The 19713-nt window shown below is 64.0% G+C and carries 21 protein-coding genes; all 21 read right to left on the minus strand.

Annotation, left to right across the window (positions count from 1 at the left end):
* A complete protein-coding gene (nuoK, locus tag JHD67_RS10745) occupies positions 1–306 on the minus strand; it encodes an NADH-quinone oxidoreductase subunit NuoK (protein ID WP_199099180.1) in 306 nt (101 codons plus the stop codon).
* Positions 303–956, minus strand: coding sequence for an NADH-quinone oxidoreductase subunit J (locus tag JHD67_RS10750; RefSeq protein ID WP_199099181.1), 654 nt, complete (start codon positions 954–956; stop codon positions 303–305). The genes nuoK and JHD67_RS10750 overlap by 4 nt, the downstream gene beginning before the upstream one ends.
* An 11-nt stretch (positions 957–967) precedes the next feature.
* Positions 968–1459, minus strand: a complete 492-nt coding sequence (nuoI, locus tag JHD67_RS10755; RefSeq protein ID WP_199099182.1) for an NADH-quinone oxidoreductase subunit NuoI — start codon at positions 1457–1459, stop codon at positions 968–970.
* 8 nt (positions 1460–1467) lie between these two features.
* A complete protein-coding gene (gene nuoH / locus JHD67_RS10760; RefSeq protein ID WP_199099183.1) occupies positions 1468–2496 on the minus strand; it encodes an NADH-quinone oxidoreductase subunit NuoH in 1029 nt (342 codons plus the stop codon).
* Between the two features lie 4 nt (positions 2497–2500).
* Positions 2501–4822, minus strand: coding sequence for an NADH-quinone oxidoreductase subunit NuoG (gene nuoG / locus JHD67_RS10765; RefSeq protein ID WP_199099184.1), 2322 nt, complete (start codon positions 4820–4822; stop codon positions 2501–2503).
* Entirely contained in the window at positions 4819–6129 is a 1311-nt protein-coding gene (nuoF, locus tag JHD67_RS10770; RefSeq protein WP_199099185.1) for an NADH-quinone oxidoreductase subunit NuoF, read from the minus strand. Before nuoF ends, nuoG begins: the two co-directional genes overlap by 4 nt.
* 12 nt (positions 6130–6141) lie before the next feature.
* The gene (gene nuoE / locus JHD67_RS10775; RefSeq protein WP_199099186.1) at positions 6142–6669 is read right to left on the minus strand and encodes an NADH-quinone oxidoreductase subunit NuoE; all 528 of its coding nucleotides are present in this window, start codon (positions 6667–6669) and stop codon (positions 6142–6144) included.
* Between the two features lie 19 nt (positions 6670–6688).
* Entirely contained in the window at positions 6689–7942 is a 1254-nt protein-coding gene (locus JHD67_RS10780) for an NADH-quinone oxidoreductase subunit D (RefSeq protein ID WP_199099187.1), read from the minus strand.
* Positions 7943–7944: 2 nt separating this feature from the next.
* The gene (locus JHD67_RS10785) at positions 7945–8673 is read right to left on the minus strand and encodes an NADH-quinone oxidoreductase subunit C (RefSeq protein WP_199099188.1); all 729 of its coding nucleotides are present in this window, start codon (positions 8671–8673) and stop codon (positions 7945–7947) included.
* A gap of 18 nt (positions 8674–8691) precedes the next feature.
* Complete coding sequence (locus JHD67_RS10790; protein WP_026034090.1) at positions 8692–9249, minus strand: NADH-quinone oxidoreductase subunit B; 558 nt, start codon at positions 9247–9249, stop codon at positions 8692–8694.
* Positions 9240–9596: an NADH-quinone oxidoreductase subunit A gene (locus JHD67_RS10795; RefSeq protein WP_199099189.1), complete on the minus strand. Its 357-nt coding sequence runs from the start codon at positions 9594–9596 to the stop codon at positions 9240–9242. Before JHD67_RS10795 ends, JHD67_RS10790 begins: the two co-directional genes overlap by 10 nt.
* Positions 9597–9874: 278 nt before the next feature.
* The gene (locus tag JHD67_RS10800) at positions 9875–10231 is read right to left on the minus strand and encodes a PilZ domain-containing protein (protein ID WP_199099190.1); all 357 of its coding nucleotides are present in this window, start codon (positions 10229–10231) and stop codon (positions 9875–9877) included.
* A 106-nt stretch (positions 10232–10337) separates the two neighbouring features.
* Positions 10338–11264, minus strand: a complete 927-nt coding sequence (locus JHD67_RS10805) for a PIG-L family deacetylase (RefSeq protein ID WP_199099191.1) — start codon at positions 11262–11264, stop codon at positions 10338–10340.
* Between the two features lies 1 nt (position 11265).
* A complete protein-coding gene (locus JHD67_RS10810) occupies positions 11266–12843 on the minus strand; it encodes a hypothetical protein (RefSeq protein WP_199099192.1) in 1578 nt (525 codons plus the stop codon).
* A gap of 124 nt (positions 12844–12967) precedes the next feature.
* Positions 12968–13903, minus strand: a complete 936-nt coding sequence (gene holB, locus JHD67_RS10815) for a DNA polymerase III subunit delta' (RefSeq protein ID WP_199099193.1) — start codon at positions 13901–13903, stop codon at positions 12968–12970.
* Positions 13900–14535: a dTMP kinase gene (gene tmk, locus JHD67_RS10820; RefSeq protein ID WP_199099194.1), complete on the minus strand. Its 636-nt coding sequence runs from the start codon at positions 14533–14535 to the stop codon at positions 13900–13902. Before tmk ends, holB begins: the two co-directional genes overlap by 4 nt.
* Positions 14532–15569, minus strand: a complete 1038-nt coding sequence (mltG, locus tag JHD67_RS10825; protein ID WP_199099195.1) for an endolytic transglycosylase MltG — start codon at positions 15567–15569, stop codon at positions 14532–14534. Before mltG ends, tmk begins: the two co-directional genes overlap by 4 nt.
* Complete coding sequence (gene pabC, locus JHD67_RS10830; RefSeq protein WP_199099196.1) at positions 15566–16396, minus strand: aminodeoxychorismate lyase; 831 nt, start codon at positions 16394–16396, stop codon at positions 15566–15568. Before pabC ends, mltG begins: the two co-directional genes overlap by 4 nt.
* Positions 16396–17745, minus strand: coding sequence for an aminodeoxychorismate synthase component I (locus JHD67_RS10835; RefSeq protein ID WP_199099197.1), 1350 nt, complete (start codon positions 17743–17745; stop codon positions 16396–16398). Before JHD67_RS10835 ends, pabC begins: the two co-directional genes overlap by 1 nt.
* A 5-nt stretch (positions 17746–17750) precedes the next feature.
* Positions 17751–18989 (minus strand): beta-ketoacyl-ACP synthase II, encoded by a 1239-nt coding sequence (gene fabF, locus JHD67_RS10840; RefSeq protein ID WP_199099198.1) that lies wholly within the window; start codon positions 18987–18989, stop codon positions 17751–17753.
* Between the two features lie 215 nt (positions 18990–19204).
* Complete coding sequence (gene acpP, locus JHD67_RS10845; RefSeq protein ID WP_114823364.1) at positions 19205–19444, minus strand: acyl carrier protein; 240 nt, start codon at positions 19442–19444, stop codon at positions 19205–19207.
* Positions 19445–19713: the final 269 nt, after the last annotated feature.

The raw sequence follows: 19713 nt of genomic DNA on the forward strand, positions 1-19713 counted from the left end.
TCAGCCCTTCATACTGTCGATTTCGGCGATATTGATGGTGCTGCGGTTACGGAACAGCAGAACCAGAATCGCCAGGCCGATGGCGGTTTCCGCCGCGGCCACGGTGAGAATGAAGAACACGAACACCTGCCCTGCCACGTCTCCCATGAAACGGGAGAACGCGACAAAGTTGATGTTCACGGCGAGCAACATCAGCTCGATCGACATCAACAGCACGATCACGTTCTTGCGGTTGATAAAGAGGCTGGCCAGGGCGATGCAGAACAGCACCGCGCCAAGCACGATAAAGTGCGAAAGCGTGATCATGGGGTGGTCTCCTTGCCCGGTGCCGACAGGGGCGCAGCGGGAACTTCCGCGGCCATCTTCACCACGCGGACACGGTCACGTGCATTGACGCGAACCTGCTGCGCGGCCTGCTGGTGACGCACGCCGGTGCGCTGGCGCAGGGTCAACACCACCGCTGCCACCACACCCACGGTGAGGATCAACGCGGCGATTTCGAACGGCAGCAGGAACTGCGTATACAGCGCATGGCCCAGCCACTCGGTATTGGACATGCCCGCGGCGGCAGCCGGGTCGGCACCCATCACGGCCTGGTGCATGGAGCGCACGCCGATCAGCGCGAGCATTTCGCCCAGCATGACCAACGCCACGACGATGCCCACCGGCAGGTACTTGATGAAACCCTCGCGGACGTTCTCCTGCTTGATGTCAAGCATCATCACCACGAATAGGAACAGCACCATCACCGCGCCCACATACACCACGATAAGGGCAATGGCGAGGAACTCCGCCTCGGCCAGCAGCCAGATGCAGGCCGTGCTGAAAAAGGTGAGCACCAGCGACAGCACGGCATGCACCGTGTTGCGCAAGGTGATGACGCCCAGGGCAGCAGCGACCGTCACCGCGGCAAAGGCGTAGAAGCAAACAAGTTGGAACACAGACGTATCAATCATCGGGTGTGTCCTCAGCGATACGCGGCGTCTTGAGCGCGGGCAGCCGCGATCTCGGCTTCGAAGCGGTCGCCGATGGCGAGCAGCTGCGGCTTGGTCACCACGTTCTCGCCACGCTGCTCGAAGTGGTACTCATGGATATGGGTTTCGACGATCGAGTCGACCGGGCAGCTCTCCTCGCAGAACCCGCAGAAGATGCACTTGAACAGGTCAATGTCGTAGCGCGTGGTACGGCGCTGGCCGTCGCTTTCACGAGGCGCCGAGTCGATAGTGATGGCAAGCGCCGGACACACCGCCTCGCACAGCTTGCACGCGATGCAACGCTCTTCGCCGTTGGGATAACGACGCAGGGCATGCAGGCCGCGGAAGCGGTTGGACTTGGGGATGTGCTCCATCGGGTAGCGCATCGTGTACTTCGGGCTGAACATGTAGCGCATGGTCAGACCCAAGCCCTTGAACAGCTCGATGAGCAACAGGCTCTTGAAATAATGAGTAACGCGGGACATGGTTTTCTTTAGCCTCCCGTGCCGACGGTGACCCAGCCGAAATACTTCATGCAGCCGGCGACGAGGACCCAGACGATGGTGATGGGAATGAACACCTTCCAGCCCAGACGCATGATCTGGTCATAGCGGTAACGCGGGAAACTGGCGCGGAACCACAGGAAGAGGAATGCGAACACGAAGACCTTGGCGAACAGCCACAGCACGCTGGCCTGGCCGAGGAAGCCCCACGACGGCGGCAGCGGCGACAACCAGCCGCCCATGAACAGGATCGAGGCGAGGAAGCTCACCAGGATCATGTTGGCGTATTCGGCCAGGAAGAACAGCGCGAAGGCCGAGCCGGAGTACTCCACGTGGAAGCCGGCGACGATTTCCGACTCACCTTCCGCCACGTCGAACGGTGCGCGGTTGGTTTCGGCCACGCCCGAGATGAAGTAGATGATGAATACCGGCAACAGCGGCCACATGAACCAGTCGAAGATGCCCTTGGCGCCGCCCTGGGCATGCACGATGTCGATGAGGTTGAGCGAGCCGGCAAGCACCAGCACGCACACCAGGCACAGGCCCATGGCCAATTCGTAGGAGATCACCTGCGCGGCCGAACGCATGGCGCCCAGCAACGCGTAACGCGAGTTGGAGGCCCAGCCAGCGAGGATGATGCCGTACACGCCCAGCGAGGTCATCGCCAGCAAGTAAAGCACGCCGGCATTGACGTTGGCCAACACCAGCTTGTCGCTGAAGGGAACCACCGCCCACGCGGCCAGGGCCGGTATCAGCGCGATCAGCGGGGCCAGGTAGTACAGCACCTTGTTCGCGCTGGTGGGAAGGATCACTTCCTTCAGCAGCAGCTTGGTGACGTCCGCAAAGGCCTGCAGCAGGCCAAAGGGACCCACCTTGTTGGGCCCCATGCGCACGTGCATCCAGCCGAGGACCTTGCGCTCCCACCACACATACAGCGCCACCGTGATCACCAGCGGCAGGACGATGGCGAGGATGTACAGGATCGGCAGCAGGACCTGATTGAAAAGCTGTTCGCCCATGTGCTTACGCCTTGCTCAGGGTGAGGACTGCGCCGTAGGGCGGCAGCGTTACGGTGTCGTCGTGTGCGGCTTCGATCCAGGCGGCGCCATCGGGCACGCTGACGTCGATGACCAACGGCAGCACGATGTTGGCGACGCGCACGGCGGCACCTTCGCCCAGGCCCTGGCGCTGAGCTTCTTCCGCGTTCACGCGCACTGCAGGCGCGCGGTTCAGCGGATGCTTGCTCAGTGCCGTGGCACGACGAAGCACTGCGTCGGTGCGATAGATCGGCCAGGTTGCCAGACGGGTGATACCGCCCGCTGCCGGACGCGAGGCCAGACCGGCACGCGCGGCCGAAGCGCGCTCGTTGATGCCTTCGCGCAGGCCAGCCAGGTCATCGAACTCGAAGCCGGCGAGTTTGAGCATGCCGCCCAGAGCACGCAGCACCTTCCAGCCCGAACGCGCATCGCCTGGCGCTTTGGCACCGGCAGCCACGCTCTGCGCCAGGCCGTCGACATTGATCAGCGTGCCCTCCGTTTCCGGCAGCAACGCGATCGGCAGGATCACATCGGCCACGTCGCGCAGCAGCGGTGTGGCGAACGCAGTGAACACGACCACGCGATCAGCGCCGTGCAGCGCCTTGATCAGCGCAGCGCCGTCGGCAACGTCCTGCGGCTCCACGCCGTACAGCACGTAAGCCTTGCGCGGCTGAGCCAGCATGCCCTGCGCGTCAAGGCCACCGTTACCCGGCAGCACGCCCACGCGGGCCAGGCCCACGGCGTTCGCGCCAACCGGAAGCTCGTTATAGCCAGCACCGGTGGCTTCCGCGATGAAGCGGGCTACGGCACGCAGCCACGACGCCTGCGGATGGGTCACGGCCGCTTCGCCCAGGATCACGACCGCGTTGCCGCTCTTGAGATCGGCAATGGCGTCCTTGTCACCTTGGTCGGCAGCAGCGGCGTTAATCGCTTCGGCCAGCGCGGCCGGTGCCAGCGCACCCGCTTCCACGGCGGCCTTGGCCAGCGCCAGCAACGCATCGGCCAGGACCTGCGGCGCCACGATGGCTTCGCCAGCCAGCTTGTAGTTGAAGTTGAAGCTCGCCGGATTGACGGCGTAGACCTTGGCGCCCTTCTTCACCGCCTGATGGATGCGGTGATTGACCAGCGGCATCTCGTGGCGCAGATCCGAGCCGACCAGCAGCGCGGCCTTGACCTTGTCCAGCTCCGCCACCGGCTTGCCGAAGGCCTGAGCCACCGCGCCGTCCGCAAAGTCGAGCTGACGCAGGCGGTGATCCACATGCGCACTGCCCAGCCCGCGAGCGAGGCGGACCAGCAGGTCGCCTTCCTCGTTGGTGGTCGCCGGATGCACCAATACGCCCAACTCGCTGCCCGCGACCTGCTTGAGCGACTCGGCGGCCACGCCGAGCGCGTCTTCCCAGGTGGTCGCCTGCCACTGGCCGTTGCGCTTGACCTGCGGTGCGCTCACGCGATCGGCAGCGTACAGGCCCTGGTGGCTGTAGCGGTCGCGGTCGGACAACCAGCATTCGTTGATCGACTCGTTGTCGCGCGGCACCGTGCGCAGCACTTCGCCGCGGCGCGCATGCAGCCACAGATTGGAGCCGAGCGCATCGTGATACGCGATGGATGGCTTCGCCACCAGCTCCCAGGCACGCGCCTGGAACTGGAACGGCTTGTTGGTGAGCGCGCCCACCGGGCAAACGTCGATGATGTTGCCCGACAGTTCGGTCTCGATGGTCTTGCCGATGTAGGTGCCGATCTGGAGGTTGTCACCACGGCTCATGCCGCCCAGCTCGTAGGTGCCGGCGATTTCGCTGGTGAAGCGCACGCAACGCGTGCACTGGATGCAGCGGGTCATCTCGGTGGCAACCAGCGGACCGATGTTTTCGTCGGCCACCACGCGCTTGCGCTCGGTATAGCGCGACACGCTGCGACCGTAGCCCAGGGCCACGTCCTGCAACTCGCACTCGCCGCCCTGATCGCAGATCGGGCAGTCCAGCGGATGGTTGATCAGCAGGAACTCCATCACGTCTTTCTGGAACTTCAGCGCGACGTCGGAGCGCGTGGTCACCTTCATGCCTTCGGCCACCGGGGTGGCGCAGGCCGGCTGGGGCTTGGGCATGGGCTTGCCGCCCATTTCCACTTCCACCAGGCACATGCGGCAGTTGGCGGCGATCGGGAGCTTGCGGTGATAGCAGAAACGCGGGATCGACACGCCAATGGCGTCGGCCGCTTCGATGATCATGGCGCCCTTGCGGATCTGCGTAGGCTTGCCGTCGATCTCGATGTTCAGCAGATCAAGGTTGGGGGTGACGGGCTGCGCACTCATGCGGCGGCTCCAAGCTTGTCGTCGACGATGGAGCGACCGTTGACGATGTAGTACTCAAATTCATCCCAGAACTGGCGCAGGAAGCCCTGCACCGGCCACGCGGCGGCTTCGCCGAACGCGCAGATGGTGTGGCCTTCGATCTGGCCGGCAATGGCCTTGAGGCGGTGCAGGTCGTCCATCGTGCCCTGCCCGGCCACGATGCGATCCAGCACGCGGTGCATCCAGCCGGTGCCTTCGCGGCACGGCGTGCACTGGCCGCAGCTTTCCTTATGGAAGAACTGCGAGATGCGGCGGGTGAAGCGGACCGTGCAGACGGTATCGTCGAGCACCACGATGGCGCCCGAACCCAGACCGGTCTTGAGATCGCGCAGGGTGTCGTAGTCGAACGGCAGGCCCTTGAGCTGCTCGGCACGCAGCACCGGCATGGACACGCCACCCGGAATCGCGCCCTTCAGCGTACGACCCGGACGCAGGCCGCCGGCCATTTCCAGCAGTTCGTCGAAGGTGGTGCCCAGCGGCACTTCGAAATTGCCGCCCTTCTGCACGCAACCGGAGACCGAGAAGATCTTCGGGCCACCGTTCTTGGTCTTGCTCTGTGCCAGGAACCAGTCCGCGCCCTTGCGCAGGATGGCCGGCACCGACGCATAGGTTTCGGTGTTGTTGATGGTGCTGGGCTTGCCGTACAGGCCAAAGTTGGCCGGGAACGGCGGCTTGAAGCGCGGCTGGCCCTTCTTGCCCTCCAGCGATTCCATCAATGCGGTCTCTTCGCCGCAGATGTAGGCACCGGCGCCCAGGGCGCCATAGATGTCCACATCGATACCGGTGCCCTGGATGTTCTTGCCCAGCAGGCCGGCCGCGTAGGCTTCCTTCAGCGCCTCTTCGAAGTGCTCGAACGGCTCGTGATGGAATTCGCCACGCAGGTAGTTGTAGGCCACGGTGGAACCGGTGCAATAGCACGCGATCGCCATGCCCTCGATAACCGCATGCGGGTTAAAGCGCAGGATGTCGCGGTCCTTGCAGGTGCCAGGCTCCGATTCGTCCGAATTGCAGAGGATGTACTTCTGCATGGTGCCCTTGGGCATGAAGGACCACTTCAAGCCGGTCGGGAAGCCCGCGCCGCCCCGGCCGCGCAGGTTGCTCTTCTTGATCTCTTCGATCAGAGCGGTCGGATCGGGCTTCTCGGCGAGGATCTTCTTCCACGCTTCATAGCCACCCACCTGGGTGTAGCTGTCCATCGCCCACGGCTTGTCGAAATGCAGCGTGGTGTAGACGACCTGATGTTCTTTGGGTGCGGGTCCGTAAGCCATTGCGCCCTGCCCTTACTTGAGACCGTCGAGAATCTCGTCGATCTTCTGGATCGAGAGACGCTCGTGGTAGTGACCATTGACGGTCATCGCCGGCGCGGATGCGCAAGCGGCGATGCATTCTTCTTCGCGCTTCAGATACACGCGACCATCCGGCGTGCTTTCGCCGAGCTTGATGCCCAGCTTCTGCTCGCAATGCCTGACCAGATCGTCGGCGCCGTTGAGCCAGCACGAGACGTTCGTGCAGATGGCGACGTTGTTGCGGCCGACAGGCTTGGTTTCCAGCATCGAGTAGAAGCTGGCCACTTCGTATGCCCACACGGCGGGCAGCTCCAGATACTTGGCGACAGCGGTGATCAGCTCGTCGGTCAGGTAACCCTGGTTCTGCTCCTGCGCGGCGAACAGCGCCTGGATCAATGCCGAACGCTTGCGGTCGGGCGGGAACCGCGCCACCCACTCTTCAATGTGGTGACGGGTGTGCTCGTTCAGTACGACAAGCGGGTCGACGTTCTTGACCTGCTCGTAATTTCCGGTGGCTTTCATCAGTAATGCTCCCGTGCGCTCAGCGATCGACTTCGCCGAACACGAGGTCGTAGGTACCGATCATCGCCACCACGTCGGCCAGCATGTGGCCGCGCACGATGGCGTCCATCGACGACAGATGGGCAAAACCCGGTGCGCGCAGGTGCGCGCGGAACGGCTTGTTGGCGCCATCGGAGACCAGGTAGCAGCCGAACTCGCCCTTCGGCGCTTCCACGGCGGCATAGGTTTCGCCGGCCGGTACGCCATAGCCCTCGGTGAAGAGCTTGAAGTGGTGAATCAGCGCTTCCATGTCCTCCTTCATGTTTTCACGATGAGGCGGAGCGACCTTGTAGTTCTGCACGATGACCGGACCGGGGTTGGCCTTCAGCCACTTCACGCACTGCTGGATAATGCGGTTGGACTGGCGCATTTCTTCCACGCGCACCAGGTAGCGGTCGTAGCAATCGCCACCCACGCCCACCGGGATGTCAAAATCCACCTCGGCGTACTTGGCATAAGGCTGCTTCTTGCGCAGATCCCATTCGATGCCCGAACCGCGCAGCATCACGCCGGTCATGCCCCAGGCCTGCGCCTTCTCCGGCGGAATCACGCCGATGCCGACCGTACGCTGCTTCCAGATACGGTTATTGGTCAGCAGCTCTTCGTACTCGTCCACCTTGGTCGGGAAGTCGTTGGTGAACGCTTCGAGGTAGTCGAGCATGGAGCCTTCGCGCCAGCTATTGAGGCGCTTGAGGTCCTTGCCCTTGTGCCAGGGCGACTCGCGATACTGCGACATGTGGTTCGGCAGATCGCGGTAGACGCCGCCCGGACGGTAGTAGGTCGCGTGCATGCGCGCGCCCGATACCGCCTCGTAGACGTCCATCAGTTCCTCGCGCTCACGGAACGCGTACAGGAACACCGCCATCGCGCCCAGGTCGAGCGCGTTGGAGCCGATCCACATCAAATGGTTCAGGATGCGGGTGATCTCGTCGAACATGGTGCGGATGTACTGCGCACGTTCCGGCACTTCGATACCCAGCAGGGTTTCGATGGCGCGCACATAAGCGTGCTCGTTGCACATCATCGACACGTAGTCCAGTCGATCCATGTAGCCGATCGACTGGTTGAAAGGCTTGGACTCGGCCAGCTTCTCGGTGCCGCGATGAAGCAGACCGATGTGCGGATCGGCACGAACGACGGTTTCGCCGTCCATCTCCAGCACCAGGCGCAGCACGCCGTGCGCAGCGGGATGCTGCGGGCCGAAGTTCATGGTGTAGTTGCGGATCTCTTGCATGATCAGTTGTTCCGCCAGTTATCGGCCGCTTCGGCCTTGGCCTGCAGCAGGTCGGCATCGTCACGGATGACGCGCGGCACCAGCACGCGCGGCTCGATCGACACGGGTTCGTACACCACGCGCTTCTGCTCGGGGTCGTAGCGCACTTCAACGTTGCCGATGAGCGGAAAATCCTTGCGGAACGGGTGGCCCACGAAACCGTAGTCGGTGAGGATGCGGCGCAAGTCTGGGTGGCCGTCGTAGACGATGCCGTACAGGTCGAACGACTCGCGCTCGAACCAGTTCACGCCCGGCCAAATGCCGGTGAGCGAAGGCACCATCGGCAACGTGTCGTCTTCGCAGAACACACGCAGGCGCAGTCGCTGGTTGTTTTCCAGCGACAGCAGGTGCACCACGGAGGCAAAACGACGCGGCGACGACACGGCATGCGGACGATCAGCCCACGTGAAGCGCCCCATGGCCTCGCCTTCCACGCCACGCGAGAAGCCGGTGCCGGACACGGTTTCCGTGTCCCACTCGGTCTGGCCGTAGCCCAGGTAGTCGATGCCGCAGACGTCGATCGGCACACCGAAACGGAACGGTGCCTCGTCACGCAGCGCCGTGGCCACCGCGAGCAGGTCGGCGGCGGCCAGTTCGGCGGTAACTTCGTTGCGAACGATACTGATCGTCAGCGTGTCGCCGAATCGCGCGGAGAGGCGCTCGGCCAGCGAGTTCGTGGGTGTATCAGTCATGGCTCAGCTGCGCCTTAGTCAGGAACGCGCAATGGTGTTGGTGCGACGGATCTTCTTCTGCAACTGCAAAATGCCGTGGATCAGCGCTTCGGCCGTCGGCGGGCAGCCGGGCACGTAGATGTCCACCGGCACGATGCGGTCGCAGCCGCGCACCACCGAGTACGAATAGTGGTAGTAGCCGCCACCGTTGGCGCAGCTACCCATGGAGATGACCCACTTGGGATCCGGCATCTGGTCGTAGACCTTGCGCAGCGCCGGGGCCATCTTATTGACCAGGGTGCCGGCCACGATCATTACGTCGGACTGGCGCGGACTCGGGCGGAACACCACGCCGTAGCGATCCAGGTCCAGGCGCGCGGCGCCCGCATGCATCATTTCCACGGCGCAGCAGGCCAGGCCGAAGGTCATCGGCCACATCGAGCCGGTACGCGCCCAGTTCATCAGCGCATCGACGCTGGTGGTGGCGAAGCCGCGCTGGATGACGGGGTTGTCCTCGGCCGGACGCAGGATGTCGTCCACCAAGTTCAACGGTTGCGGGTTGTGCATCACCCGGTCGAGGGACGAGATCACTCCCATTCCAGTGCTCCCTTCTTCCACACGTAAGCAAAACCGATGACCAGCAGCAGCAGGAACAGCGCCATTTCGATCAGCGCGATCAGGCCGATCTTCTGGAACACCACCGCCCATGGGAACAGGAAGGCAATTTCCAGGTCAAAGATGATGAAGATGATCGCCAGCAGGTAGTAGCGAACGTCAAAGCGCATGCGCGCGTCTTCGAACGCTTCGAAGCCGCACTCGTAAGGCGAGAGCTTCTCCGACTCGGGGCGACGGGGGCCAGCTAGCAGGCCTATGGCTAGCAGCACCACGCCAAGGCCAGCGGCAACGCCGATGAACAAAAGAATGGGCCAGTATTCGGCAAGCACGATGGAACGTACCTCCGCGCCTTCATCGGCGCATCAGTGACCGTTGGGGTGAACGGTCCGGAACTGGATTCAGCAGGCCGGTCAAGGCCATGGGCTTTACGCCACGATCGCCGCGTTTGGGGCTACGAACGTCCGACTTTCCACGATCAGGGTCGGGAATCGCGACATTGTATCAGCGCGCTTAACAACAACAAGCCTTGACGGGTATTTGGAAGGCAATTTGCAGGCGATCACGTACGCCTCACGGCGATACTGCCCAGGCAATTACTACCAAGGTCTTACATGGTGTGCGTCGGACGCTCTGACGCCGTCATTCCGGCCAGTAGATTCTCGATGCGGGTGCGGGCCTGCTCGCCGTCGGCGGAGTCATTGAATTGCACGCCGATGCCGGCCGTGCGATTGCCCTGCGCACCCAGCGGGGTCACCCAGACCACTTTGCCGGCCACCGAGAGGCGTTCGCCCTCGTCGGTGAGGTTGATCAGCAGCACCACTTCATCCCCCAAGGCATAGCGCTGGGCCGTGGGCGCGAACAGGCCGCCGCTCTTCAGATAAGGCATGTAGGCATTGTAAAGCGCCGCTGTGTCCTTGATCTTCAAAGAAATGATGCCCTGGCGGGCGGCAATGGCCGGATTCATGAATGCTCCTGCGAGTCGCTTAGGGCGACTCCCCTCCCGGCATCGTAGCGAGCGCCCGGGGCGAGCCACAAGCGATGCGTCGAAAGAATGTGACAGCGAACGCCGGTTAGACCTCGCTCCAGCCCCAGCGATCGTAGATCCACGGAGACGGCAGGTTCATGTGGAGTTTGACGAAGCGGGGGCCCGCGCCCCCCTGTGCCTGCGCATGGAGCACGTATCGCCCCTCCCCGTCACGCTCCAGGGGCGCCTGGCGCCAGGGCCAGCGGCGCACGCCCTGGCTATCGACCAACATCAGATGCAGCCCCGGAATCAATACTGCCGATGGCTGCCACGGCAACACCAGGGGGCCCGACGCACCTTGCGAGCGAACCCATTGGTAGCGCTCGGCACGATCGGCAAGCCGGCGCATACGCTTGCCGCTGAGCGCCATCTGGCTGCCATGGCATGCCAAAGCGGCCATTTTCAGGGCATGCAGCTCCACCGAGGAGTCCAGCTTGACCCTGGACAGGGCATGCCTCTCTTGGCCATGCACCAGGTAGGCCAGCAACTCCGGCTCGCCACCCGACCAGCGAGACAGCGCCAATCGGGTCAGCACATGAGCCGCACTATGATCGGGGTGGCAATCCCCCAGGGCGGGGAGCGCCACCAGACTAGGCCGGCAAGCATCCACCACATCCCCCAGCGCTGCGACGCTTGCCCCCCAGGCATCGCGCAAGCGGCTGGTGACCCCCATGTCTGGCCAGTCGAGCACGCGCAGCGCGTCAGGGCCAACCCCGAGCCGCTGCAGGGCGTTACTCACTTCGCTACGTCGGCGCCTCCCCCAACGACGACGCTCCTCGGGGCCAATCCGCAGCCGGCGCTCCACCCAGCGCTGGGGCCAGGGGTTGTTGTCGCCGTTGGTGAGCAACGCAATGCACACCTCGCCACCGGACTGCTTCACCTGCTGAATCAGCTCGCCGGTGGCGATGGATTCATCGTCTGGATGCGGTGCCACCACCAGCAATCGGGTGCTGGCGTTCAAGCTCAACGCCATATCAGCGCCAATCCACGAGTGCGGGAGGTACCGGGCGCCACCCCCGATCGAAGGCCTGCGTCCACACCAGGGCGACCGGAATGCCCCCCTCCACCTTCCAATGGTGGGTGCCGCGCGTAACCACCCAATGATCGGCGACCGGCGCCCCGTCCAGGCTGGCGCGCAGGCGCTGATTGCCATCGGTCAACACGTAGTCACCCGGTACCGCCACATCGATCACCTGATCCGCCTCATGAGTGGGAAGCATACGCCCCGCCACGCCCACGCCGCCGCCCGCCGGCAAAAAATTGAGCATCACAAAACGCGCGCTGGCGTGAGGAAAGCGTCGCAGCATCACCACCATCGTATGGCTATTGATCATGTCGTCGATGATCGTATCGGTCATCTGGCCCTTGCGCAGGCGATGCATCGCCAGGCTTTCGAGCACCGGATAATAAGGACGCGCACGGAAGATCGAGTCGCCCTTGGCATCCATCACGGTGTCGGTCTTGTCGGTATAGCGCAACACCACGTCCAACTCGGCTCGCTGCTTGGCCAGGGCATCCTCCCACGGCGGCGCATAGCAGACGATCGTGAACAGCTCGGCGCTGAGCACCACCATCAGCACACCCGCCCGCAGGCGTGGACGCAGGTTCAACCAGGGGCGCTGGGAGAACCAGCCACCGCCCGCCATCACCAGCGTGGGCAGTACCGGCAGGAAATCCTGTTTGGTGATCAGCGGCCAGACGAACCAGATGAGGAACAGGAACAGACCACCCTGCAACACCAGGAACATGGTCCAATCGAATTCGCGCAACGCCCGTCGGCGCGTTTCCGCTACGGTGGCGACCAGCAACAGCGCCGAGAGGATGACGAACCACAGCGCTTGCTGCACCACATGCCGCTTGCCCTGCCCGCCCATGTTGTAGCCCGCCAGGCCATACCAGGCATCGGTCAGTACGCCATGGGCCGCCAGCCAGGCCAGGAAGATGCCCGGTATCACCAGCACGCCGAGCCCACCTGCCAACCAACAGCGCGCGCCGCCACGCGGTGCATCCACGGGACGCAGCAGCCGAATCACCAGCGCAGCGATCACCGTGGTGGCCAATAGCACCAGGGTCTTTTGCGACACCGCCAAGGCGGCACCAAACAGCAAGCCCGCAAGGAAATACCGCCAGATGCGTGGAGGCGCACCGACCACAAAGGCCAGCCCGGCAAGCCACAAGGCCATCCACATGTCATCGGTGCGAAACTGACCACTAACCAGGAAGAAACGCGGGAACAACCCGGCCACCAACATCACCACTACCGCAACGCGCCAGCCGTAAAGGCGACGCGCCATCCAACCCGTCGCGCCCAGCGCCAGCAGATACCAGAACTGCATGGCCATACGCAGCCAGGTCAATACATCGGCACGGCCATCCAGCCACTTCAGCAAAGGCGCGTGCAGCCAGCCGAACAGCGGGCCGTGGTTGTCGAACACATCACGGTAGGGGAGCAACCCTTGGGTCCATGCCCAGGCCACGTGCGCGTGCTGCGATTCGTCGGAGTTGAGCGTGTACGCGTTCAACCAGGCCAGCCGCAGGACCAGCAGGAGCAAGAACGATATCCACGGCCAGATGGGGAGGCGATTTTGGTGCGGGGACTTCATCCCGCCAGCGTAGAAAAAAGGCCTGTCAGCCGGCTTTCCAGGCGCCAGGGGAAAGCCCCGTGAAGCTGTCAGCTCAACGCCAACTGGCCAGTAGCTCGAGCAGCAACAAGTCGCCGCGCAACGGCCCACGCAAGGATTCGCGCGTACGATTGGCGTGCATGTACCAGCGGTCCAGCGCCTCGGCGTCGAGCTGACTGGCGAGCACGCCCTGCCCGCCACTCGCACGCGACTTGGCTTCGTCGGCCACAGCCTGCGACGCAAACCACAAGCGCTGCTCGGGCTCGTCGTCCAGCCAGCGCTTGGTCACTTCCATCATCTCACCCCGACCGGCCGCCAGCGCCGCGAGGTCCTTGCGAACTTCCTGACGCCGAGCCAACGCGCCCTGCTCGCCCCAGGCACGCGCAAGACCGGGGTTGCCTCCCGCCGCATCGAGCGCGCCGGAGGCATCCTTCACACCATGTTGCGTCAGCCACGCCAGCGCCACGTCGCGCGGCGGCAGATGGAACTCGATGCGCTGGCAGCGGCTGCGAATGGTCTGCGGCAGGCGCCAGGGCGCATCGGCCACCAGCAATAGCAAGGTCTGCGGCGAGGGCTCTTCCAAAGTCTTGAGTAACGCATTGGCCGCAGCGGCGTTCATGGCATCCGCCGGATCGATGCAGACGATTTGCCACCCACCGAACTGGCTGGCCATGGCCAGGCGCGCCGACAGATCGCGAATCTGGTCAACCACGATTTCACTGCGCTGCACGCCATCCTTGCGCAAACCAAAACTGAGCACGGCAAAGTCCGGGTGGGTCCCCGCCGCAAAAAGCAGGCAGCTGCGACAATGCCCGCAGGGCTCGCCATCGCGTGCCTGCTGACACAGCAGCCCTTGGGCAAAGCGGCGCATGAACTCTCGCTTGCCCAGTCCCCCGGGCCCGCACAACAGCAGCGCGTGCGGCATGGCATCACGCGTGCGACGCGCCTGCAGCCGAGACCAATGCTCATCGTGCCAGGGCATCAAACTCACGCAACGGCTCCAAACAAGTGTTCGGTGGCAGCGGTGGCGGCAGCCAACACCTGTTCCGGTGTAAGGCTGGCGTCGATCAAACGAAAACGCTTGGGCTCGGCCGCGGCGCGCGCCCGATAGGTGGAACGCACCCGCTCAAAGAACGCGTCTTCCTCCACCTCGATGCGATCGGCCTCGCCGCGACCCGCGGCGCGCGCGCGCCCCGTCGCCACCGGCAGATCCAACAGAAGAGTGAGATCAGGCACCAGCCCTTCCGTGGCCCAACGCTCCAGCGTGACGATGCGTTCGGCCGGCACGCCACGCCCGCCACCTTGATAGGCATAACTGGCATCGGTGAAGCGATCGCACAACACCCACTGGCCGGCCGCCAATGCCGGCTCGATGCACTCGCGCACCAACTGCGCGCGCGAGGCGAACATCAGCAGCAATTCCGCCTCCGCGCACATGTCGCGATGCTGCGGATTCAACACGATGGCACGCACGGCCTCACCCAGCGCCGTACCGCCCGGCTCCCGGGTCTGCACCAGCGAGACGCCACGGGAAACCAGGTGCCGCTGCAAGCCGGCGAGCAGCGTGCTCTTGCCGGCGCCTTCGCCGCCCTCGAGCGAAATGAATTTGCCTCGTGATGTCATGGACAGCGCTTCAACTGGTAACAGGCGACATTGCGGTTATGTTCGTCCAGCGTACTGGAGAACACGTGGGTACCATCGCCTTTGGCTACAAAATACAGCTCGGAACCCGCAGCCGGGTGCAGTGCCGCCTCGATGGCTGGCTTGCCAGGCATCGCGATCGGGGTGGGCGGCAGGCCCTGGCGGGTATAGGTGTTATAGGGCGTATCGGTGGTGAGATCCGATTTATGGATATTGCCGGCATAGGACTCGCCCATGCCGTAGATCACCGTGGGGTCGGTCTGCAGCAACATGCGCGTTTGCAGACGGCGCACGAAGACGCCGGCAATGCGCGGGCGTTCGTCCGCCCGTCCGGTTTCCTTTTCCACGATCGAGGCAAGAATCAGTGCATCGTAGGGTGTGGCCAACGGGAGATCCTTATCCCGCTGCGCCCACAACGTATCCAGCATCCTGGTCATCGCGGCATGCGCGCGGCGCAGGATGTCCAGATCGCTATCACCCTTCACATAGGCATAGGTCTCGGGCAGAAAGCGCCCTTCCGGCATTTCGCCGGACGCGCCGATTTTGGCCATCAACCCAGCGTCGTCCAACCCGGCGGCGTCCTGGCGCAAGCGATCCGCCTTGGCCAAGGCCTGTCGCAACTCGCGGAAGTTCCAGCCGTCGACAATGGTGAAGTTACGCTGCAGCACCTTGCCTGCCGCCATATTGAGCAGCAAGTCGCGCGGCGTCATGCCTGACGGCAAAGCGTATTCACCGGCGTGGAGACGGCCAGCCACGCGCAACTGCTCCGCCAGCACGCGCCAATAGAGCGGCCCGGTGCTGGTGACGTGCTGCTCGCGCAACTGGGCCACCACATCGCGCAGACTGTTGCCACGCGCCACGTCGATGCTCGGCGTCTGCACGGAAACCGTCAGCGGCGTGCGCACGAAGCGCTGGTAATCCATCCAGCCGTACACCAGGCTGGCCGCTACTGCCAACAACACCAGCACGATCAGGCCACGCCACCACGCGCGCCCCCGCAATTTCAATCGCTTCATGCCTGCTCCAAGGGGAAACCCAACCCGCGCCAGTACAACTGCAAAGCGCGTGTGACCGGCCCGGGAACATACACCGTATCGCCCACGGCCTGAACCGGCAGAATGCCCCGGACGCTGGAGCTGAGGAATACCTCGCTGGCTCGCGCCAGGTCGTGACGGGTCATCCGCCTCACTAACGTGGCCGGCCGTGCAGCCAAGATCTCCGCGCGCGCCACACCGGCTACACCGGAGACGTCCAGCAATGGCGTGGTCAGAACATTATCGACCACGGCAAACACATTGGTCATGGTGCCGGAGATCAGCTGGCCTTCCGTATCGCACAGCAAGCCCTCGCCGATGGCCGGATCGCTCCATTCGGCACGTGCCAGCACCTGCTCCAGCCGATTGAGGTGCTTCATGCCGGCCAGCAACGGTTGCACCGCAAGTGCGGTGTCACACCAACGCAGGCGCAAACCATCCACATAGCTCGCGCCCTTCATCGACGGCGCGTCGAACGCGGCGACGACACGCGTGGACTGAGGTGACGGCGGCGGCGCATAACCCCGCTCGCCCAGGCCGCGCGTTACGGTAATGCGCACGACCGCATGGGCGAGTCCGGCGGTGATCGCCTGCGCTTCGGCCAACAGCAATGCCGGCTCGCTAGAGGGCAAGCCCAGGCGCCGACAGCCCAGGGACAGTCGCTGCATATGACGCGACCATAAGGGCGCGTGGCCACCAACGAAGCGAATCGTCTCAAACAGGCCGTCCCCATAGGACAGCCCCCGATCGAACGCCGATACCTCGACAGCCGGCACCCCATTCACCAGCACGCGCGCGGGCTCACCCATCAGCCCTGTGCTCCTAGCGCACGCAGCAAGCCACGCGCCTTGGCCCGGGTTTCATCCAGCTCTTTCTCCGCCACCGAGTCGGCCACGATACCCGCGCCCGCGCGCAGACTGATCTCGCCATTGGCCATGGTGAACGTACGAATGAGGATGTTGAGATCCAGGTCGCCGTTGCGATCGAGATAACCAAGCGCGCCGGTATACGCACCACGCGGCGCCTGTTCGAGGGCGGCAATGATTTCCATGCAACGCACCTTGGGACAGCCTGTGATGGTGCCACCCGGGAACGTCGCAGCAATCACCTGGCCCGGCGTCACCCCCGAACGCAAACGACCGCGCACGTTGGAAACGATGTGGTGCACATGCGTATAGCTCTCGACCACCATCAGCTCATTGACCTCGACCGTACCCGGAACGCACACGCGTCCCAGATCGTTACGCTCCAGATCGATCAGCATCACATGCTCGGCACGCTCCTTGGGGTGCGTGCTCAACTCGCGAATGCGCGCCACGTCATCGTCGCCAGCGGTACGCGGACGCGTACCCGCGATGGGGCGGGTCTGCGCCAACCCATCGCGCACCTCGACCAGGCGCTCGGGCGAGGAGCTGACCACGGACCACTCCGACTGCTGCAACAAGCCCGCGAACGGTGCCGGATTCGCCTGCCGCAACGCGCTGTACAGCGTCGCTGGCTCCGGCAAGCGCGCATAGTGCGCGCGCCAGGCACGGGAAAGATTGACCTGGAAAATGTCGCCTGCGTGCAGATGGTCGTGGATGCGCGTCACGCCATCAAGGAACAGCGCAGGCTCGTCCTCATCCCAGCGATCTGGCGGCGCCAGCGCTGGCACTTCAACGACGGCGCGCAGGTCTGCCTCCATCGCATCGAGCAATGTTTCGTGCCCCGGCTCGGCCACCAGCACGGTGCAACCGCGCTGGTGGTCCACCACCACCGCGGCAGGGCAACGCAGGGCCAGCGCAACCGGCAACGGCGCGGGTGGAAGCAGGCGCAAGCGAGGTTCAATTTCGCCCACCAATTCGTAGGTGAGCAGCAGCAGCCAGCCCCCATGGAACGGCAGATCGTCGTCGCTGCGCGGCACCCGCTCGGCGCGCCAGGCAACGTCGAGTGCGTCCAGAAAGCGCCCCACCTGCTCGCGTCCTTGCGCGTCGACCAGGCGACCATCCGATGCGAGCGTGAGGCTGCCTTGCGGAAACGCAAAGAGAATGTCGTAACGCGCCTGCGGCGTTCCGTGGGTCACGCTTTGCAGCAGGCCAGGATAGCGCCCTGGAAATGCAGCGGCCGGCGCGAGTAGATCGCGCCGGCCGTGCAGGGTACGACGATGCAGCTTGCTCACGCCGCTCAAACGCGACGGAAGGCCAGCGTGCCGTTGGTGCCGCCAAAGCCAAACGAGTTGGAGATGGCCACGTCGATCTTGGCTTCGCGCGCGGTGTGCGGCACGAAATCGAGGTCGCAGCCTTCGCCCGGCTCGTCCAGATTGATGGTCGGCGGCAGCACCTGGTCGCGCAGCGCCAGGATGGTGAAGATCGCCTCCACGCCACCGGCCGCGCCCAGCAGATGACCCGTCACCGACTTGGTCGAGCTCATCGCCAGCTTGTAGGCGTGATCGCCGAACACGCGCTTGGCGGCCAGCACTTCACCCAGGTCGCCCAACGGCGTGGAAGTGCCGTGCGCATTGACGTACTGCACGTCGGACGGGTTGATGCCGCCGTCCTTAAGCGCGCTCTCCATGCAACGTGCCGCACCTTCACCGCCCTCACTGGGCGCGGTGATGTGGAAGGCGTCGCCGCTCATGCCAAAGCCCACCAGTTCGGCGTAGATCTTGGCGCCGCGCGCCTTGGCGTGCTCGTACTCTTCCAGCACCAGCACACCGGCGCCGTCGGACAGCACGAAACCGTCGCGGTCCTTGTCCCACGGGCGACTGGCCTTGCCGGGCTCGTCATTGCGGGTAGACATGGCCTTGGCCGAGCAGAAGCCCGCCATGGCGGTACCCGTGGTGGCGAACTCGGCGCCGCCGGCAATCATCACGTCGGCATCGCCGTACTGGATCATGCGCGCGGCCAGGCCGATGTTGTGCGTGCCGGTGGTGCAGGCCGTGACACAGGCGATGTTCGGGCCCTTCAGGCCGTACATGATCGACAGGTGGCCGGACACCATGTTGATGATCGAGCTGGGCACGAAGAACGGCGACACGCGACGCGGGCCCTTCTCGTGCAGTTCGATCGATGTGTGCTCGATGGTATGCAGGCCGCCGATACCGGCAGCCACCGCTACGCCAATGCGCGTGGCATTGGCTTCCGTCACTTCCAGGCCGGAATCGCGCAGGGCTTGCGTGCCCGCGGCGATGCCGTAATGGATGAACGGATCCATCTTCTTGATCTCTTTCGGGGCAATCCACTGCGCCGCGTCAAAATCGCGAACCTGACCTGCGATGCGCGTTGCATAGGCGGTGGCGTCGAAATGAGTAACCGCACCGATGCCGCTAACGCCCTTGAGAATGTTGTCCCAGGCGATGGCGACCTCGTTGCCGACCGGCGAAATAATGCCGAGGCCGGTTACAACCACACGTCGTTTGCTCATGCTGATCTTCCCTCGTGTTTCCGTGGCGCTGCCGGATGCGGCAACGGTTTCGCGTTATCGCGGCCACGTGATCCGGGCCGCACGGCGCGGGATGCCGCACCATACGGGATCGGACGTTGCAAAATGCAGAAACGAAAACTGCGCCAATGTGGCGCAGCTTCCGGTATCGCTGGCGGGCAGATGCTTGTTGCCAGGCGCCTGCCGCGACGGAGCGATCACTCCTTGGTGTGGGCCTTGATGTAATCGACAGCCTGCTGCACCGTGGTGATCTTCTCGGCTTCCTCGTCCGGAATCTCGGTCTCGAACTCTTCCTCGAGGGCCATGACCAGCTCGACGGTGTCCAGCGAATCCGCGCCCAGATCGTCCACGAACGAAGCGTTCGCCGTGACTTCATCCTCCTTCACGCCCAGCTGCTCGATGACGATTTTCTTGACGCGCTCTTCGATGGTGCTCATGTTGCCAATACCTCCCAAGGAGTAGTTACCTGTCGACGGCTGGCCCGGGGGCCAACCATTGGCGGCGGATTGTAGTGGCTAAGCCCAGGGGCCGCCATGGTCCGCCGACCGTAGTGAAACGCAGGCCACGGGACCGGCGCGAAAGAAGCAATTGTCGCCTAAAACGAGGTCGCTGGCGACAATTCCTTGTTAAGCCGGCCCGTGCCGGCTTGCCGGGACGCCTCAGCCAGGCTGGAGGCGACTCGACCGTTTCAAACAATTCAGTGCGT

The organism is Dyella sp. ASV21 (assembly GCF_016428975.1).
Lineage (GTDB): Bacteria > Pseudomonadota > Gammaproteobacteria > Xanthomonadales > Rhodanobacteraceae > Dyella.

Coding starts and splice junctions, on each gene's coding strand:
- JHD67_RS10780 (WP_199099187.1), bottom strand. CDS start 7,942: ATGCAAGAGATCCGCAACTACACCATGAACTTCGGCCCGCAGCATCCC.
- JHD67_RS10785 (WP_199099188.1), bottom strand. CDS start 8,673: ATGACTGATACACCCACGAACTCGCTGGCCGAGCGCCTCTCCGCGCGA.
- JHD67_RS10800 (WP_199099190.1), bottom strand. CDS start 10,231: ATGAATCCGGCCATTGCCGCCCGCCAGGGCATCATTTCTTTGAAGATC.
- nuoF (WP_199099185.1), bottom strand. CDS start 6,129: ATGGCTTACGGACCCGCACCCAAAGAACATCAGGTCGTCTACACCACG.
- mltG (WP_199099195.1), bottom strand. CDS start 15,569: ATGAAGCGATTGAAATTGCGGGGGCGCGCGTGGTGGCGTGGCCTGATC.
- JHD67_RS10805 (WP_199099191.1), bottom strand. CDS start 11,264: ATGGCGTTGAGCTTGAACGCCAGCACCCGATTGCTGGTGGTGGCACCG.
- nuoI (WP_199099182.1), bottom strand. CDS start 1,459: ATGTCCCGCGTTACTCATTATTTCAAGAGCCTGTTGCTCATCGAGCTG.
- acpP (WP_114823364.1), bottom strand. CDS start 19,444: ATGAGCACCATCGAAGAGCGCGTCAAGAAAATCGTCATCGAGCAGCTG.
- JHD67_RS10750 (WP_199099181.1), bottom strand. CDS start 956: ATGATTGATACGTCTGTGTTCCAACTTGTTTGCTTCTACGCCTTTGCC.
- fabF (WP_199099198.1), bottom strand. CDS start 18,989: ATGAGCAAACGACGTGTGGTTGTAACCGGCCTCGGCATTATTTCGCCG.
- nuoG (WP_199099184.1), bottom strand. CDS start 4,822: ATGAGTGCGCAGCCCGTCACCCCCAACCTTGATCTGCTGAACATCGAG.
- nuoH (WP_199099183.1), bottom strand. CDS start 2,496: ATGGGCGAACAGCTTTTCAATCAGGTCCTGCTGCCGATCCTGTACATC.
- tmk (WP_199099194.1), bottom strand. CDS start 14,535: ATGACATCACGAGGCAAATTCATTTCGCTCGAGGGCGGCGAAGGCGCC.
- pabC (WP_199099196.1), bottom strand. CDS start 16,396: ATGGGTGAGCCCGCGCGCGTGCTGGTGAATGGGGTGCCGGCTGTCGAG.
- nuoK (WP_199099180.1), bottom strand. CDS start 306: ATGATCACGCTTTCGCACTTTATCGTGCTTGGCGCGGTGCTGTTCTGC.
- JHD67_RS10790 (WP_026034090.1), bottom strand. CDS start 9,249: ATGGGAGTGATCTCGTCCCTCGACCGGGTGATGCACAACCCGCAACCG.
- nuoE (WP_199099186.1), bottom strand. CDS start 6,669: ATGAAAGCCACCGGAAATTACGAGCAGGTCAAGAACGTCGACCCGCTT.